Raw genomic sequence first — 17,252 nt, forward strand, 5'->3', positions numbered from 1 at the left:
ATCACTCGGCGGGTTGCGCAGCCCCTTTGGCGACCGCCCGTGTCGCACGCTTCTCGCCCAGCACCAGCATTGACGGCGTGACGATCAGGGTCAGCACGGTTGCAAAAACCAGCCCGCCCGCGATGGCGCTGGACAGTTCGGTCCACCACTGGGTCGATGGCGCACCATAGACGATCTTGCGCGTGAAGAAGTTGATGTTCAGGCCAATCACCATGGGCATCAGACCCAGTGCCGTCGTGACCGAGGTCAGCACCACCGGGCGCAAACGCTGCGCGCCAGTGCGCAGCGCGGCCTCATAGGGCGACGCGCCCGCAGCTTTCAACTCGTTATAGGTGTCAATCAAAACGATGTTGTTGTTGACCACGATCCCCGCCAAGGCAATGACCCCGATCCCGCCCATGACGACGCCGAAAGGCCGCCCGGTGATCATCAGGCCCAAAAGCACCCCGGCGACCGAAAAGACGATGGCCGACATCACCACGAAGGCCTGCCAGAAGCTGTTGAACTGGGTCAGCAAGATCAAAAACATCAGCCCGATGGCCGACAAGAAGGCTGCGATCAGAAAACTCATCGCTTCGGCCTGTTCTTCCGCCTCGCCGCCGAATTTGACTTCGACGCTGTCGGGCATGTCGATCCTGTCCAACTCTCCCTGCAGGGCCAGGATCTGGTCGTTCACCAGCACACCCGGTTCCACATCTGCCGAGATCGAGATGACGCGTTCCTGATCAATCCGTGTGATGACCCCGCTGCGCGGAGCAGCCTCGAACGATACGAAATTCGAGATTGGCACCAGCCCGGCGCTGGTTGGCACGCGCAGGTTCTGCAATTCGGCAAGGGTGCGGTCGATGGCGGGGAAACGGACCACGATGTCCACCTCGCCATCCGTGTCGGCGGGACGATAGTTGGCGACCGTGATGCCCTGGGTCAGAAGCTGCACGGCCTGACCCAGAATCGCCACATCGGCGCCGGCCCGCGCGGCCTCGGACCGGTCGATGGCGATCTGCCATTCCACACCGGGCGAGGCGCTGGTTTCCACGATATCGGTAAAGCCCCCCAGCCGTTCCATCGCGTCGACCAGCAACGCGACCCCTGCCTTCTGATCCTCCGGCGTGTTGGACGCCACCTCAAGGTTCACGGGCTTGCCGCCGCCGGGACCGGCCATGGCGGTCTGAACCTGAACGTCGATGCCGGGGATGGTGGCGACATCGGCGCGGATGTCTTCGGCGATGGCGGCCACGGGCCTGCGCGTGTCCCACTCGGCCAGTTCCAGTTGCAGAAATCCGATCGCGTCGCTGCCGTCGCGCCCGCCACCCGAACGGGCATAGATGCTGGCGATCTCGTCATAGCCTGACAGTTTGGCCTCGACCTGGCGCACCAATGCGTCCTGTTCATAGACCGAGAAATTGTCTTTCGCGCGCACCTCGACCTGCGCGTAATCCGGTTCGACCTCGGGGAAGAAGGTCAGACCGTTGCCCAACGACCCGTAGGCCGCGAACGAGGCGACCAATGCGATCACCGCAAAGCTCAGCGTGACGCCGGGACGTTTGATCGACCATTTCAGAATGTTGACATAGGCCCCCATGAAACCGGTCATGCTACGCGGATCACCGCGTTCGGCGGCATAATGCTGGGCCTTCGATTTCGCCGTCTGGCGTTGCTGCTTGCCGATCAGACCGCCCACGACGGGGATGAAGATCAGCGCCATGAACAGGGATGCCGCCAGTGTGATGATCACGGTGATCGGCAGGAATTTCATGAACTCGCCCACCGTGCCCGACCAGAACAACAGCGGGAAGAACACGCATAGGGTGGTGGCGGTCGAGGCGATGATCGGCCAGGACATACGCTTGGCGGCTTCGGCATAGGCCTGTTTCGACGACTGTCCTTCGTGCAGGTAGCGATCAGCCAGCTCAACCGTCACAATCGCCCCGTCGACCAGCATCCCGACCACCAGGATCAGCGAGAACAGAACCACGATATTCATCGTGTAGCCCATGAAATACAGCCCCGCGACCCCGGCCAAGAACGCGCCGGGGATCGCCAGCCCCACCAACAGGGACGACCGCAGGCCCAACGCATAGACCACCACGATCATCACAAGGATGATGGCGGCGATCACGTTCGCCTCAAGGTCCGACAGCATGGATTTCACCTGCTCGCTTTCATCGAGCGTATAGCTGATATGAACGCTGTCGGGCCAATCCGCCTGCGCGGTGCCGATCACCTCGCGCACCTCGGCCACGGTTTCGATGATGTTGGCCCCGACACGTTTCTTGATCTCAAGCGCCAAGGCGGGCTGGCCGTCGATCCGGGCAAAGCCGTCGGGGTCCTTGAACGTCCGCCGGATGGTGGCGACATCGGCGAAGGTCACGACCGTCTGGCCGCGCACCAGCACCGGAAGCTCCATCACATCCGCCATATCCTCGATCAGGCCCGGCACTTTCAGCACGAGCCGACCCGCTTCGCTTTCGATCGCACCGGCAGCGATCAGCTGGTTGTTGCGGGTGACCGAGCCGATCAGCTCTTCAAAGGTGATGTTATAAGTCTCGAACACCGTGGGGTCGATCAGCACTTCCAGCAGTTGTTCGCGCTTGCCGCCGATGTCGACCTCAAGCACCCCGGCCAAGGCTTCGATGTCGTCCTTCAGGTCGTCAGCCAGATCATTCAGGGTGCGTTCGGGCACCGGGCCGGACAGGATCACGGTCAGGATCGGAAACAGCGCGGTGTTGATCTCGGTCACGGTCAGGCGCGCGTCCTGCGGCAGATCGTTCTCGGCCTTGTCCGCCGCTTCGCGCACCTTTTGCAGCGCCTCGTCCGCGTCGAAACCCGGCTCGAACTCCAACTGGACACTTGCATGGCCTTCGCTGGCGGTCGCCGTCATGGATTTCAGCCCGGTGAGCGAGGCGAACTCGGTTTCCATCGGGCCGATCAGAACATCCTCGGCATCTTCGGGCGAGATCCCTTCAAGCCCGGTCGAGACATAGACGATCGGGATCGGGATCTCGGGATTGCTTTCCTTGGGAATCGCGTAATAGGCAAAACCGCCGATGGTCAAAAGGAACACCAGCAAAAGCTGCACGACCTTGCTGCGGTTGAACGCGGCTGTGATCAGGGGTTTCACTGCGTGACCTCGGCCGTTTCAGGGGCTGGGGTCGCCGGGCGCGGATCGACCGTGTCGCCTGCGTTGACGAAGCCCTGACCCACCGTGATGATAGCGGCGCGCTCGGGCAGGCCGGTGATCCAGATACCATCGGTCTGGGCGCGCACGATGGACACCGGCACGAATTGCACAATGTTGTCCTTCGACACCGTCTTGACGCCCAATTCGCCGTCCGTGCCCAGCGACAGGATGGCCGGCGAGATGAAATGCCCTCGCGCGCTGCCGGTCGGGATGGCAATGCGGGCGCTCAGCCCGGCGGGCATTTCGCTGTCGGGATTGTCGACGGTGATTTCGACCCGGAAGGTGCGGGTCTGGCTGTCGGCGTTGGCACCGATGAAGGCAACAATGCCGTTGCGCACCTCGCCGGTGATGAATGACACCTGGGCCACCTGGCCCTTCTTCAGGCGTGACAACGCCTGTTGCGGCACCTGCACGACAATCGACAGAGGGTTGTTGTCCAGAACCTCGGCCACCACATCGCCGCTGTTCACGAACTCGCCTTCGTCCAGGGTCAGGTCGTTCAGGCGTCCGGCAAAGGGCGCGCGGATCACGGTGTTTTCCAACTGCTCTTTTGCGGCAGCAACCGCGGCTTCGGCCGAGGCCTTGGCCGCACGGGCCTGAAGCACGCGATCTTCGGTGGTGATGCCGCTGCGCTGCAGGGACGTGGATTTTTCAAGATCACTGGTGGCCTGGTCAAGCTGCGTTTGCGCCTGAACAAGCTGGGCTTCGATGGTGGCGGCATCAAGCCGCCCGATTTCCTGCCCGGCCGACACAAGGTCGCCGCGTTCGGCCGAGACAGACACGACTTCGCCGCTGACCTTGGAGGTGATCATTGTGTCGCGATCCGGGATTGACTGGCCTTCCGAGAACAGCACAAGTTCGACATCTTCCGCTTCGGACGGCATCACCGCCACGGCCACGATGCGGGCGGCGGGTTTCTCTTCGGATTCTGTCGCCTGTTGCGAAGGCAGGATGTAGCCGCTGCCCATCCAGCCCACCAGAACCAGCGCAAACAGCGCCGCCAACCATTTCGACCAGCCAGCGCCCGGATCGTCCTGAAACTTCAGCTGCCCGTTCAGATCAGGCAAGTTGTCCTGCGGCATGTTCCCGTCCTTGTCAGCCCGTGCCTTAGCCCCGTGCCACGGCAAGCACCTGTGGTCGTATGAACATGTTAACTAGGTTCACACTGGCAGGTTTACCAGACTCGTGCGCCGGAAAGTGATCGATCCTGCGCCACTGCGCAAATATTATGTCAGGTTGCCGTTACGGCACTTTGCCGGGCGCGGGACCGGGCGGCCCCTCAGACCCGGGGTGGAAAATGGCGGATGGCGTCGCGCACTGCCCGAACGCGATCCGCATTGTCTTTGGCCAGCCGTCCGTCGGCATGCACCCGCGCGTTTTCAAAGCCGACGCGGCATTTTCCGCCATATCGCGCCGCATAAACCAACGATTCCGTTTCCCCCTGACCGAAGGCGCAGACGGCCCAGTCGGGCGTCAGTTTCTGCGTTTTCATCCAGTCCAGAAACGGGTCCAGATCCTGCGGGTCGGAGTTCTGATCCGCTGCATAGCGCCCCAGCACGAACAAAAGTTGCAAGTCGGGCGCGGTGAGCAGATCTTGGGGCAACGTTCGTGCCAGAAGCTCGGCATCGTCCCGGTCATAAAGGATATGCTGGATCGCAATGCCCTGATCCGCGCAATCCCGATAAAAGGCCTGCGTGACGTCTTTCGGGTCACGACACAGCTCGCGCACCGAGGCCGAGACCATGGACGCCCCCGCGTTCATGGCAACCCGCCGTTGATGGGGTGGGTCGTATTTTCCGACCGCCTCGGTGGTGATCTGAACGGCGATGTCAGGCACCTGAGCGGTCAGTTCCTGCACTGCCTCGCGATAGGCGCCGGCATCCAGCAGATGGCCTCCGTCCGCGTCACGAAGGTGCAGGTGCAAACCGTCCGCGCCCGCTGCGTGGCAATCGCGCGCGGTGGCGATGATCTCGGGCAGCGTGATCGGCAGGGCCGGGTGGTCCGCCTGCGTCAACCGCGCCCCGTTCGGCGCCACCATCAGACGCGGCAGCGCCATCACAAAACCGCGTCAAAGGTTTTGGACAACTTATCGACAAGTTCGCCAATCTGATCGTCGGTGATGATGAACGGGGGCGCCAGCAACACATGGTCACCTTGTTGCCCGTCGATCGTCCCTGCCATCGGATAGCAGATCAGCCCGTTGGCAAAGGCCTGCTTCTTCAGCTTCGCCGCGATGCCTTTTTCGGGTGCAAACGGGGCTTTGGTGTCGCGGTCTGCAACAAGCTCCAGCCCGCGGAACAGGCCGCGCCCGCGCATGTCGCCGATATGGGGATGCTGACCGAAGGCGTCGGTCAGGGCGGCCATCAGTGTCTCGCCCATCTGGGCCGACCGCGCGACCATGCCTCCATCCGTCAGTTTACGTACCACCGCGTCAGCGGCGGCACAGGCCGTCGGGTGGCCGACATAGGTATGGCCGTGCTGAAAAAAGCCGCTGCCGTCTTCGATCGCCGCATAGATCGCGCCCGAACACAGCATCGCGCCGATGGGCTGATACCCGGCGCCCAGCCCCTTGGCGATGGTGATCAGATCCGGCGCAACACCATCCTGCTCGCAGGCGAACAGGGTGCCGGTGCGCCCCATGCCGCACATGACCTCGTCCAGGATCAGCAGAATGCCGTATTGGTCGCAGATCTCGCGGATGCGCTTGAAATATCCCGGCACGGCAGGAACGGCGCCAGCGGTTGCGCCCACCACAGGTTCCGCAATGAAGCCGATGACGTTTTCCGGCCCCTGACGCAGCAGTTCCGCCTCAAGCTCGTTTGCCGCGCGCAGGGCATAGTCTTCCTGCGATTCACCCTCATGGCGCAGCCGGTATTCGTAGCAGGGCGAGATATGAGAGGCTGACACCATCACCGGGTCGAACGGTGCGCGCCGCCAGGCGTTGCCGCCGGTGCCAAGCGCGCCCAGCGTATTGCCGTGATAGCTTTGCCGGCGTGAAATGAATCTGGTGCGCTGCGGCTGACCCGTTTCGATCATGTATTGGCGCGCCAGTTTCAACGCGCTTTCCACCGCTTCCGACCCGCCCGAGACGAAATAGACCCGCTCGATTCCCTCCGGTGCGTTGGCGATCAACCGGTCTGCCAGTGATTCTGCCGGCTGCGACGACAGGAATCCCGTATGCGCAAAGGCAAGTTGATCGACCTGAGTCTTGATCGCCTGGATGACATCCCTGTCCGAATGACCAAGGCAGGACACAGCCGCGCCGCCCGATCCATCCAGGTATTTATTTCCATTAGAATCAATGATATATATGCCATCTCCTTTTACCGCGATGGGCGGGACGGCTTTGGTGTGACGGGGGAAGACGTGTGACATGGTGGCCTCTGAATTTCGATGTTATTGAAACAAATATCCCGACATTTGACAATGCATGAAACAAAGAGAACACTGGAATTGTCCAGTCAGGGGGGCACATTGAACGAACGCTTCGAAAAGAGGCTTGCTTTGGCCTATGCCGATCTCAGCGATGCTTTGCGCAGTGCTGCGGATTTTCTCGTGGCCAATCCCCTGGATGCGGTGACGCGGCCACTGCGCACTGTATCACGTAACAGTGGCGTGTCGCCCGCCGCCTTTTCGCGTCTTGCCAAGGCTCTGGATTACGAAGATTTCGAAGAACTGCGCGAAGAATTGCGCGACCAGATTGACCAGCGGGTGAACAACTTTGCCGCGCGGGCCGAGGCCTTGCAGAAGCAACATGACGACGGGCAACACCGATTCATCGACATGCATTTTGTCGCCTGCCAATCCAATCTGAACCACGCGCTGACCTCGTTGGATCAAAAAGACCTTGAGCATTGCGTCGAGGTGTTGGTCAATGCTCGTAAGGTTTTGTTGCTTGGTGCGTTGGGGTCGACGGGAATCGTGGAATATATGTCCTATATGGCGAATTTCTGCACGGATAACTGGCGCCTTGCGAATCGCATGGGGGCGTCACTGGGCGGTGCCTTGACCGGTCTGGACAGCCGCGACGCCTTGTTGATCGTGACAAAACCGCCTTTTGCGTCCAACGTGATCAAGTCCGCCAAGCTGGCCCATCAACTGGGCGTTTTCGTGATTGTCATCACCGACACCCACGCCTGTCCGGCGCTGGAATATGCCTCGGTCAGTTTTGTCGTGGCGGCGGACAGTGCGAATTTCTATTCATCCTACGTGACAACCTTGTTCCTGATCGAAACGATCGTCGGAATGGTTGTCGGGCGTTCCGGTGCCGCGGCACAGGAACGTATCGCAGAAGTCGAACTGCGCAATCGGCAACTGGCCGAGGTGTGGTCCGAATGACATCAGAACATCAACACAAGGGAGTATAGTGATGTTGAACAGGTTCAAACTTGCATTTGCCGGGGTTGCCGCGACGGCCGTTCTGGCCCCGGCCGCGATGGCCGAGGAGTTTATCACGATCGGCACCGGCGGTGTGACCGGCGTGTATTATCCGACAGGCGGTGCGATTTGCCGTCTGGTGAACAAGGGCCGCAAGGACCACGGCGTGCGCTGCTCGGTCGAATCGACGGGTGGATCGGTTTACAACATCAACACCATTCGCGAAGGCGAGCTGGAATTTGGTGTGGCCCAGTCGGACTGGCAGTACCACGCGTATAACGGCACCTCGAAATTCGAAGAGAACGGGCCGTTCGAAGGGCTGCGTGCCGTGTTCTCGGTTCACCCGGAACCCTTCACCGTCGTGGCGCGCGCCGATGCCGGCATCAAGACCTTCGAGGATCTGAAGGGCAAGCGCGTCAACATCGGCAACCCTGGTTCGGGTCAGCGCGGCACGATGGAAGTGCTGATGGAAGCCATGGGCTGGACCACTGGCGATTTTGCGCTGGCGACCGAGCTGAAGGCGGCCGAGCAATCCGCAGCGCTGTGCGACAACCAGATCGACGCGATGGTCTATACCGTCGGCCACCCCTCCGGGTCGATCCAGGAAGCCACCACCGCCTGTGATTCCGTTCTTGTCGAAGTGGCAGGTGACGTGGTGAACAAGCTGGTTGAAGAAAACTCGTTCTATCGCACCGCCACCATCCCCGGCGGCATGTATCGCGGCAATGACGAAGACACCAAGACCTTCGGTGTCGGTGCCACCTTCGTCAGCTCGGACCAGGTGTCGGAAGACGCGGTCTATGCCGTTGTGTCGTCGGTCTTTGAAAACTTCGAAGACTTCAAGGGGCTGCACCCCGCGTTTGCCAACCTTGACCCGAAAGAAATGGCGTCGGCCGGTCTGTCCGCCCCGCTGCACCCGGGTGCCGAGAAGTATTACAAGGAAAAGGGCCTGATCGAGTAAACTGATCAGGACACGCCTTTGTTGGGGGCGGTGCGCTGCCCCCAACACCCCTGACCCGGCGCAAAGATCGGGCAAGTGACAACGAACAGAACCAGTTTGGGCTGCCGCTAAATAACCCATGCAGCCGAGGGAGGGACAGATGTCCACAAAGGAAGAACGCGCGCTCAGCGAAGAAGAGCTACAGGAACTGGTTGCCGCCAGCGATACCGGCGCCCGCAGCCCGCACGGGCCAGTGGGGTTGATGATCGCCGGGGTGGCCCTGACCTGGTCGATTTTTCAGGTGCTTCTGGCCTCGCCGGTGGCGCCATATATTTTGCCGGGCGATCTGATCAACAACTCGCGCCAGATCCACCTGGCCTTTGCGATCTTCCTGGCCGCGATGGCCTATCCGTTGTTCAAATCCAGTCCGCGCGACCGGATCCCGTGGTATGACTGGATTTTCGGGGTCGGGGGCGCGCTGCTCGCGCTTTACGGCTATTTCTTTTACGAGAAGATCGTCGGAAATGGCGGTCTGGCCGATGACACAGACGCCATCATCTCGCTGGTCGCACTGGGCTTTCTGTTTCTGGCTGCCTATCGCACGCTGGGTCCGGTGATGGTCGCCCTGGCAGTCGTTTTCCTGTTTTACGTCTTTTTCGGCTCGTCCGAGGTCGTGCCCGACCAGATCCGCTGGGCGGGTGCCAGTCTGCGCAAGGCGATGAGCCATATGTGGATCACGTCCGAAGGTGTCTTTGGTATCGCGCTGGGCGTATCCACCAAATTCGTGTTCCTGTTCGTGCTGTTCGGCGCATTGCTCGACCGGGCAGGGGCCGGGAACTATTTCATCAAAATGGCGTTTGGCGCGCTGGGCCACCTGCGCGGCGGACCGGCAAAAGCGGCGGTCGTGGGGTCGGCGGCGACGGGGCTGATCTCCGGGTCGTCCATCGCCAATGTCGTGACCACCGGCACCTTTACAATTCCGCTGATGAAGCGGGTGGGCTTCACCGCCGAAAAGGCCGGCTCGGTCGAGGTCGCGTCCTCGGTCAACGGGCAGATCATGCCACCCGTCATGGGCGCGGCTGCGTTCCTGATGGTGGAATATGTCGGCATTTCCTATGTCGAGGTCATCACCCATGCCTTCCTGCCTGCGATCATCTCGTATATCGCGCTGGTCTATATCGTGCATCTTGAGGCGGTGAAGAACCGTATGCCCACGATCGGCAACAAAGTCGTGTCGATGGGCAAGACCATCGGCGGCATGTTCGCCTTTTTCGCGGGCTTTGCGCTTCTGTGCTATGCCACGCAATATCCAGTGGGGTGGATCGTGTCGCTGTTCCCGTCCGGGTCCGGCTGGATCCTGTCGATCCTGCTGGGGATCATCTATCTTGCCCTCATCTATCTGGCCGCACAGGTGCCGGATCTTGAGCCGGACGACCCCAATGCCGAGGTGGTCGAACTGCCGGATGTGGCCAAGATTTACAAATCCGGGCTGTATTATCTGATGCCGATCATCGTGCTGGTCTATTTCCTGATGATCGAACGCAAGTCCCCCGGCCTGTCGGCCTTCTGGGCGACCTTCCTGCTGTTCGGTATCCTGCTGACGCAGAAACCGCTGAAGGCCATGTTCCGGGGCGAAGGCAATCCTGTGGGTCGGTTGCGCGACGGGGTGATGGACCTGATCGAAGGGATGATCGACGGCGCGCGCAACATGATCGGGATCGGTCTGGCAACTGCTACCGCAGGTATCATCGTGGGCACCGTATCGCTGACCGGGATCGGTCAGGTGATGGCGGACTTCGTCGAGTTTCTGTCCGGCGGCAACCTGATCCTGATGCTGATCTTCGTGGCAATCCTGTCGCTGATCCTTGGGATGGGGCTGCCGACCACGGCGAATTATATCGTCGTCTCCTCACTGATGGTGGGGGTCGTGGTCGAACTGGGTGCGCAATCGGGGCTGGTCGTGCCGTTGATCGCGGTGCACCTTTTCGTGTTCTATTTCGGGATCATGGCGGATGTGACGCCACCCGTGGGGCTGGCAAGTTTTGCCGCCGCCGCCGTCTCGGGGGGCGATGCCATCCGCACCGGTTTCACCGCGTTCTTCTATAGCTTGCGGACCGTGGCGCTGCCGTTTGTGTTCATCTTCAACACCGACCTGCTGCTGATTGACGTGACATGGGTGCAGGGCATTATCGTCTTTGTGGTCGCAACGATCGGGATCCTTGTCTTTACGGCAGGAACCATGGGCTTTTTCCTGACCAAATCGCGGATCTGGGAAACCGTCGCCTTGCTGGTGGTGGCTTTTGCCCTGTTCCGTCCGGGCTTCTTCATGAACCAGATCCAGCCGCCCTTTGCCGAAATCCCGCCTGCGCAGTTTGCAACGGCGCTGGAGCAGGCCGCGCCGGGGGATCAGCTTCGCGCAGTGATCCGTGGCCCGGATTTCGACACACTGGACAGCAAGGATCTGACCGTGGTGTTGGATGTGCCCGAAGGGGATGACCCGCAAGCGCGTCTGGATGCGCTGGGCTTCATGATCCTGCCGGAAGGCGACACGATCCGGTTGGACGAACCGATGTTCGGCACTTTCCTGTCGGACAAACTGGCCTCGTTCGATTTTTATGGTGACGAGCCGGTTCAGATCGCGGCGGTTCAGGCGCCGTCCAATCAACTGCCGAAAGAACTGATCTTCATTCCCGCACTTCTGCTGCTGGCCCTCGTGGCCTTCCTGCAATCGCGTCGGGCGGAAGAGGAAACACCGCAAGGAGAACCGGCATGAGCAAGACAATTCTCTGCGCTGTCGACATCAACCGCCCCGAAGAGGAACGCGAGGTGCTGACCGTTGCGGCCAAGCTGGCCCGTATAGACGGTGCGCAATTGGACGTGATCACCGTCGTGCCGGATTTCGGCATGTCGGTGGTCGGAGCCTATTTTCAGGATCATCAGGTGGAACCGGTCAAGGAGCGCGCCAAAACGCTTCTGAAAGAGATGACAAAGGCCACGCTGGGGGCCGAGCAGGACGCCAAGGTGCGCCACATCGTGGCGGTCGGCACGGTCTATGAAGAGGTGCTGCGCATTTCGAAACTGGACAAGACCGATCTGATCGTGATCGGGGCGCACAGGCCGGACCTGAAGGATTACCTGCTTGGCCCGAATGCCGCCCGCGTGGTGCGCCATTCGGATTGTTCGGTCTACGTGGTGCGCCACTGATCCATGCCTGCCACCCGGCGCCTCTGGGGTCGGGTGGACACAGCGCGCTGCCGATCACCTGCGCTGGATCGACAACAAGGCCCGCAGCCCCCTGGCCCCGGCGTCAAAACGCAAGGTGCCGCCATGCTGTTGGGCCACCGTTGCCACGATGGTCAGACCCAGCCCGAACCCGGCAATGTTCATCGAGTTGTCGCCGCGCTCAAACGGGGCCATCATGTGCTCGATTTCGGCGGCGGAGTAATCCGACCCCTCATCCTCGACAATGATCGTGGCGGTTTCGGCATCGGTGTGCAGCTCGACCATGGCGCGGCGTCCGTATTTCAGCGCGTTGTCGATCAGGTTCGAGATCGCCCGCTGAAGCGAGATGGGGCGCGCGGTGACCAGCACCCGGCGTTCATCCGGCAACTGGCTGTGACCCCTGCGCGACATGAACACGGATGCCCCGCCCTCGATCACCACCGGGTCCTGATGCCGAAGCGATACCGGTCGACCGGTGTCCTGATAATCGGCCACAAGGGCCTCGACCAGCGATGTCAGCGACAACTGGCGCGGTTCTTCGGCGTTGATTTCCGACCGCGTGTAAGTCAGCACGCTTTCAATCATATCGGTCATCTGGTCGATATCCGCTTCCAGCTTGCCGCGCAGGTCGGCGTCGTCGATCAGGGCCGCGCGCAGCCTGAGCCGCGTGGCCGGGGTGCCCAGATCGTGGCTAACCCCGGACAGCACCATGGCCCGCTGGGCCAGTTGCGCGCGCTCGGCCTGAAGGTGGGCGTTCACGGCGGCCACGATGTCGCGCAATTCAGCCGGGCCTTCGATCTCATAGCTTTCAGGACCGCCAAAGCGTCGGCGCACCCGAAGCGCCCGGGCGAACGTCTGGAAACTGGCGGTGGTGTTGGCCACATGGGTCAACAAGGCCGCCAGCGCGATTACCGCGGCCAGGGCGGCCGGCACGCGCAGATCGGGCGGGGCGGCATCGCAGCCCCAGACGGCGGCACCGTCGATGCGTTGCCAGGGTTTGTCGGCATAACGCGCGAAGATGATCGGCGTGCTGCAATAGGAGGCCAGAAGCCGGGTCACCTGGCCCAGACGCCCCGCCGGAATCGGATCGCCGCGCACGACGATATCCGAGATCGGATAGACCAGTTCATTCGACACAATGCCAAGGGTCAGAACCGCGCGATCCGTCGGGGACGCGGGCCGGATCAGGATCGAGATATTGGTGACATAGGCGGGCCTCGGCGTGTCGGGCAGTCGCGCAAATTCGCCCCGCGTGGCCATCGCGGCATCGTCGGGTGTAAGCGGCGCAATCGTCACCCGGTCGCCGGGCGGCACATCCTGCCGCAGGGCTTCATAAATCGTGAACCCCGCCGCATAGGCTTGCGACAGGTGACGGTCCCAGGCGCGCACCGATCCCAGCCACAGCGTGGCCGCGATCATCCCGGCGGCAAAGGACAGCAGCACCCACGCCCCGCCAACCCGGCGCAGGGACAGCCCGCGCGACATCACGCGTCCTCGACCGAGACGTCAATCGCAAAGACGTATCCGGTGCCCCGTTCGGTGCGCAACATCTGCGGGTCTTTGGGGTTCTTTTCGATCTTTGATCGCAGCCGGCCCACCAGAACGTCAATCGCCCGCCCCGAGGCCTCGGGCTGGTCGCCTTCACCGGTCACGTCCAGGGCGGCGGCGATCTCGTCCCGGGTCAGGGGAATGTGGGGGTTGGCCAACATCACCTTCAACAGCGCGGTCTCACGTTGGGACAGGGCGACCTGAAACCCCTCGGGCGACACGATCTCATTGCGCTTTCCATCATAGACCCAACCGCCGAAACGAAATACGGACACCCGTCGACGATAGGCCAGCGACGGGGTGCGTTGGGCCCGCAACAACACGGCCCGCACCCGCGCCAAGAGAAGCTGTGGATTGAACGGCTTGGCGATATAGTCATCCGCCCCGACCTCGTATCCCGCCATGCGCTGATGATCGGCGGACAACGCCGACACCAGGATGATCGGCACGTCCTGTTGGGCGCGCAGGCGGCCGCAGATCTCGACCCCGTTTTCATCCCCCAGCATCACATCCAGCAGGATCAGGTCGATGCGCCCGGCGTCCAGATGGCCCCTGATGTCACGTTCCGAGGCCGCGGGCAGGGCGACAAAGCCATTCTGGTGCAGAAACTGCGTCATCATCGACCGCATGTCGGCATCGTCATCGACAACAAGAAGGCGTGGGATGGTCAATATGCACTCTCTTTTTTCTGGTTCAGGCAGGCGCGGCGGTTGGCTCGCTCTGTGCGCTCCCTGCTCCAGCCAATGTAACAACAGGCAACAGAATCAAGGATTAGGTAACAAGCTGTAACAGATTGGCCGAAAAACTGCATATCGCCGCGCGAGTGGCTGCGGTTGACCGTTGCTGCGACTCGGCGCGCAGGCGCATGCTGACATCATCACCGCCAATGAGCGCGGCAGATTATGGGAGGATTTTTAGATGAAAAGAACCGCTTTCGCGGCCGTGTCCGCGTTTGCCGTCATGGCAAGCAATGTTGCCGTGGCTGAACCGCAAGCCGAAGTGTTGCACTGGTGGACCTCGGGGGGTGAAGCCAAGGCTGTCGCTGTGCTGCAAGAGGAATTTGCCTCAAAGGGTGGCACCTGGACCGACATGCCCGTGGCCGGCGGCGGCGGCGATGCCGCCATGACCGCCCTGCGCGCCCGCGTGCTGGCTGGCAATGCGCCGACCGCCGTTCAACTGAAAGGCCCTGCCATTCAGGAATGGTACGAGGAAGGCGTGCTGGCCGATATCTCGTCCGTGGCGGACGCAAATGGCTGGGCCGAGGTGCTGCCGGAGTCAATTGCAAACCACATGAAGTGCGAAGGCACATGGTGCGCGGCCCCCGTGAACGTCCACCGGATCGACTGGATCTGGGCAAATGCGGAGGTGCTTGAGGCCAACGGCATTACAATGCCGACCACGTGGGAGGAGTTCAATGCGGCAGCCGAGAAATTGCAGGCTGCCGGTGTGATCCCGCTGGCGCATGGCGGGCAGGCCTGGCAGGACGCCACCGTCTTTGAAGCCGTCGCGCTGGGTATACTTGGCCCGGAGGGGTTCAGGAAAGCCTTTGTCGATCTGGACGCCGACACGCTGACTTCGGATGGCATGGTCGCGGTGTTCGATCAGATGCGCAAGATGCGCAGCTATGTGGATGACAACTTCTCGGGCCGCGACTGGAACCTGGCGACGGCCATGGTGATGAATGGCGAAGCCGCCTTCCAGATCATGGGCGACTGGGCCAAGGGCGAGTTTCTTGCCGCTGGCAAAGTGCCGGGCGAAGATTTCCTGTGCCAATCCACGCCGGGTGACGGGTTCCTGTACAACGTGGACAGCTTTGCCATGTTCAACGTGGATGGCGACGACAAGAAAGCCGGGCAAGACCTGCTGGCCGAGCTGATCGTCGGTCAGAACTTCCAGAAGGTGTTCAACCTGAACAAAGGCTCGATCCCGGCCCGTGTCGACGTGGCACTGGATGAGTTTGACAGCTGCGCCCATACCTCGGCCGAGGATATGAACGCCAGCGCGGCCAACGGCTCGCTCCTACCCAGCTATGCCCATGGCATGGCGCTGCGCGGGGCGCAGGCCGGTGCGATCACCGATGTGGTGACGGCACATTTCAACTCGGACATATCGTCGGCTGACGCGGTCCAGATGCTGGCCGAAGCTGTCGCCAACAGCATGTAAACCGACCCTTCGCCCCCGCCCGTTGTCGGGTCGGGGGTGAAACCTTCGGGGGATCAAACAGATGACAAAATGGCTGGAAACGCACCTGCCCAAGATGGTGCTAGCGCCCTCATTCATCGCTGTTTTGGTGTTTGTATACGGGTTCATTGCCTGGACGGCCTGGGTCTCGCTGACCCGCTCGCGCCTGCTGCCCAGATACGAGATCGAGGGCTTCATTCAATACAAGCGCCTGTTTGCCGCGCCGCGCTGGGACACGGCGATGAACAACCTGTTCATCTTCGGCGCGCTGTTCATCATCATCGCGATGGTGCTAGGGCTGCTTCTGGCGATTCTGCTGGATCAGAAAATCCGCACCGAGGGCGTGATCCGCACGATCTATCTTTACCCCATGGCGCTGTCGATGATCGTCACCGGCACCGCGTGGAAATGGATCCTGAACCCAGGGCTGGGGATCGAGGCCACCGTGCAGGGGTGGGGGTTCGAAGGGTTCTCATTCGATTGGCTCGTTGACCCGGACATGGCGATTTATACCATCGTGATCGCGGCGGTATGGCAAAGTTCGGGCTTCGTGATGGCCTTGTTTCTAGCCGGTCTGCGCTCGGTGGACGAGGAGATCATCAAGGCCGCGCAAGTGGACGGCATCCCCACCTGGCGCATCTATTCCGCGATCATCATCCCGTCGATGGGGCCGATCTTCATGTCCGCGTTCATCGTGCTGGCCCACCTTGCGATCAAGAGCTTCGACCTTGTCATTGCCCTGACGGGCGGCGGGCCAGGATATGCGACCGATCTACCCGCAACCTACATGTACGCGATGGCCTTTTCACGCGGTGACATCGGTCAGGCGGCGAGTTCCGCCATGATCATGATGCTGGTCGTGTTCGCGATTGTCGTGCCTTACCTCTATTCGGAACTGCGAGCGAAAAATGACTGATCTTGCACATCCCCCCGCGCGCAAAAGCGGCGCATTCGGCAAGATTGTTCTGCGCTGGGTGCTGTACATCCTGCTGGGCCTCTTTGCGCTTTATTACCTGATGCCACTTTTTGTGATGGTCACGACCTCGCTGAAAAGCCTTGAGGAAATTCGCACCGGAAGCCTTGTGGCCCTGCCGCGCGAGGTCACGTTCGACGCGTGGAAAACCGCATGGTCCGGGGCCTGCACGGGCATCCAGTGCGAAGGGCTGCGGCCTTATTTCTGGAACTCTGTCCTGCTGGCGGTGCCCGCTGTCGCACTCTCGACCTTCATCGGGGCGCTGAACGGATATGTGGTGGCGCAATGGCGATTTCCCGGTGCGAACATCATCTTCTCTCTGATGCTGTTTGGCTGCTTCATCCCCTTTCAGGTGGTGTTGCTTCCCATGGCGCGCCTGTTGGGCCTGATGGGCATCGCGGGCACCATTCCGGGGCTGATCTTCGTCCACGTGATCTATGGCATCGGCTTTACGACACTGTTTTTCCGCAACTACTATGTTTCCATTCCGTCCGAACTGACCAAAGCGGCCAAAGTGGATGGGGCAGGGTTTTTCCGTATCTTCTGGTCGATTTTCCTGCCACTCAGCCTGCCGATCATCGTTGTGACCGTGATTTGGCAGTTCACGCAGATCTGGAACGACTTCCTGTTCGGCGTGTCGTTCAGCCAGGCGGGCACGCAACCCGTGACCGTTGCCCTGAACAACATCGTCAATTCGACCACCGGCGTTAAGGAATACAATGTCGACATGGCCGCAGCGATCATCGCCGCCGCCCCGACACTGCTTGTCTATATCGTCGCTGGCAAATACTTCATCCGCGGACTGACCGCGGGCTCTGTAAAGGGATAAG

Annotated in this window: 13 protein-coding genes; 7 read left to right on the forward strand and 6 right to left on the reverse strand. The window is 61.3% G+C overall.

Translation table 11 applies throughout. From position 1 onward, the window contains the following. Position 1: 1 nt before the first annotated feature. The 4 genes from IE188_RS09500 to IE188_RS09515 all read right to left on the reverse strand — a co-directional run bounded on the left by IE188_RS09500 (position 2) and on the right by IE188_RS09515 (position 6,556). Positions 2-3,121, reverse strand: a complete 3,120-nt coding sequence (locus IE188_RS09500; RefSeq protein WP_191286247.1) for an efflux RND transporter permease subunit — start codon at positions 3,119-3,121, stop codon at positions 2-4. Next, the gene (locus IE188_RS09505; RefSeq protein WP_191286248.1) at positions 3,118-4,263 is read right to left on the reverse strand and encodes an efflux RND transporter periplasmic adaptor subunit; all 1,146 of its coding nucleotides are present in this window, start codon (positions 4,261-4,263) and stop codon (positions 3,118-3,120) included. The genes IE188_RS09500 and IE188_RS09505 overlap by 4 nt, the downstream gene beginning before the upstream one ends. Positions 4,264-4,460: 197 nt before the next feature. Continuing rightward, positions 4,461-5,237 (reverse strand): BKACE family enzyme, encoded by a 777-nt coding sequence (locus IE188_RS09510; protein ID WP_308442445.1) that lies wholly within the window; start codon positions 5,235-5,237, stop codon positions 4,461-4,463. Next, entirely contained in the window at positions 5,237-6,556 is a 1,320-nt protein-coding gene (locus IE188_RS09515; RefSeq protein ID WP_191286250.1) for an aspartate aminotransferase family protein, read from the reverse strand. Before IE188_RS09515 ends, IE188_RS09510 begins: the two co-directional genes overlap by 1 nt. A gap of 99 nt (positions 6,557-6,655) precedes the next feature. Between IE188_RS09515 and IE188_RS09520 the strand changes: the two genes are divergently transcribed. The 4 genes from IE188_RS09520 (at position 6,656) to IE188_RS09535 (ending at position 11,702) form a co-directional block, all read left to right on the forward strand. Continuing rightward, positions 6,656-7,519, forward strand: a complete 864-nt coding sequence (locus IE188_RS09520) for a MurR/RpiR family transcriptional regulator (protein ID WP_229836679.1) — start codon at positions 6,656-6,658, stop codon at positions 7,517-7,519. Between the two features lie 31 nt (positions 7,520-7,550). Next, entirely contained in the window at positions 7,551-8,519 is a 969-nt protein-coding gene (locus tag IE188_RS09525) for a TAXI family TRAP transporter solute-binding subunit (RefSeq protein ID WP_191286252.1), read from the forward strand. Positions 8,520-8,658: 139 nt separating this feature from the next. After that, positions 8,659-11,271 carry a TRAP transporter permease gene (locus IE188_RS09530; RefSeq protein ID WP_191286253.1) on the forward strand — a complete coding sequence of 871 codons (2,613 nt, stop codon included), beginning with the start codon at positions 8,659-8,661 and terminating at the stop codon, positions 11,269-11,271. Further along, on the forward strand, positions 11,268-11,702 hold the full coding sequence (locus IE188_RS09535; RefSeq protein WP_191286254.1) for a universal stress protein: 435 nt from the start codon (positions 11,268-11,270) through the stop codon (positions 11,700-11,702). Before IE188_RS09530 ends, IE188_RS09535 begins: the two co-directional genes overlap by 4 nt. A gap of 54 nt (positions 11,703-11,756) precedes the next feature. Here IE188_RS09535 and IE188_RS09540 read toward each other — a convergent pair whose 3' ends face one another. Together IE188_RS09540 and IE188_RS09545 are read right to left on the reverse strand one after the other, a co-directional pair. Continuing rightward, a complete protein-coding gene (locus tag IE188_RS09540) occupies positions 11,757-13,205 on the reverse strand; it encodes a sensor histidine kinase (RefSeq protein ID WP_191286255.1) in 1,449 nt (482 codons plus the stop codon). Next, complete coding sequence (locus tag IE188_RS09545; RefSeq protein ID WP_191286256.1) at positions 13,205-13,939, reverse strand: response regulator transcription factor; 735 nt, start codon at positions 13,937-13,939, stop codon at positions 13,205-13,207. Before IE188_RS09545 ends, IE188_RS09540 begins: the two co-directional genes overlap by 1 nt. A gap of 247 nt (positions 13,940-14,186) precedes the next feature. Between IE188_RS09545 and IE188_RS09550 the strand changes: the two genes are divergently transcribed. The 3 genes from IE188_RS09550 (at position 14,187) to IE188_RS09560 (ending at position 17,251) form a co-directional block, all read left to right on the forward strand. Beyond that, complete coding sequence (locus IE188_RS09550; RefSeq protein ID WP_191286257.1) at positions 14,187-15,431, forward strand: ABC transporter substrate-binding protein; 1,245 nt, start codon at positions 14,187-14,189, stop codon at positions 15,429-15,431. A 61-nt stretch (positions 15,432-15,492) separates the two neighbouring features. Beyond that, on the forward strand, positions 15,493-16,365 hold the full coding sequence (locus IE188_RS09555) for a carbohydrate ABC transporter permease (RefSeq protein ID WP_191286258.1): 873 nt from the start codon (positions 15,493-15,495) through the stop codon (positions 16,363-16,365). Further along, positions 16,358-17,251 (forward strand): carbohydrate ABC transporter permease, encoded by an 894-nt coding sequence (locus IE188_RS09560; RefSeq protein ID WP_191286259.1) that lies wholly within the window; start codon positions 16,358-16,360, stop codon positions 17,249-17,251. The genes IE188_RS09555 and IE188_RS09560 overlap by 8 nt, the downstream gene beginning before the upstream one ends. Position 17,252 lies beyond the last annotated feature (1 nt).

Origin of the sequence: Aliiroseovarius zhejiangensis, from assembly GCF_014656375.1 — a bacterium.
In the GTDB taxonomy this organism is placed as follows: Bacteria; Pseudomonadota; Alphaproteobacteria; order Rhodobacterales; family Rhodobacteraceae; genus Aliiroseovarius; species Aliiroseovarius zhejiangensis.

Coding starts and splice junctions, on each gene's coding strand:
- IE188_RS09505 (WP_191286248.1), bottom strand. CDS start 4,263: ATGCCGCAGGACAACTTGCCTGATCTGAACGGGCAGCTGAAGTTTCAG.
- IE188_RS09510 (WP_308442445.1), bottom strand. CDS start 5,237: ATGGCGCTGCCGCGTCTGATGGTGGCGCCGAACGGGGCGCGGTTGACG.
- IE188_RS09515 (WP_191286250.1), bottom strand. CDS start 6,556: ATGTCACACGTCTTCCCCCGTCACACCAAAGCCGTCCCGCCCATCGCG.
- IE188_RS09525 (WP_191286252.1), top strand. CDS start 7,551: ATGTTGAACAGGTTCAAACTTGCATTTGCCGGGGTTGCCGCGACGGCC.
- IE188_RS09530 (WP_191286253.1), top strand. CDS start 8,659: ATGTCCACAAAGGAAGAACGCGCGCTCAGCGAAGAAGAGCTACAGGAA.
- IE188_RS09535 (WP_191286254.1), top strand. CDS start 11,268: ATGAGCAAGACAATTCTCTGCGCTGTCGACATCAACCGCCCCGAAGAG.
- IE188_RS09540 (WP_191286255.1), bottom strand. CDS start 13,205: ATGTCGCGCGGGCTGTCCCTGCGCCGGGTTGGCGGGGCGTGGGTGCTG.
- IE188_RS09550 (WP_191286257.1), top strand. CDS start 14,187: ATGAAAAGAACCGCTTTCGCGGCCGTGTCCGCGTTTGCCGTCATGGCA.
- IE188_RS09555 (WP_191286258.1), top strand. CDS start 15,493: ATGACAAAATGGCTGGAAACGCACCTGCCCAAGATGGTGCTAGCGCCC.
- IE188_RS09560 (WP_191286259.1), top strand. CDS start 16,358: ATGACTGATCTTGCACATCCCCCCGCGCGCAAAAGCGGCGCATTCGGC.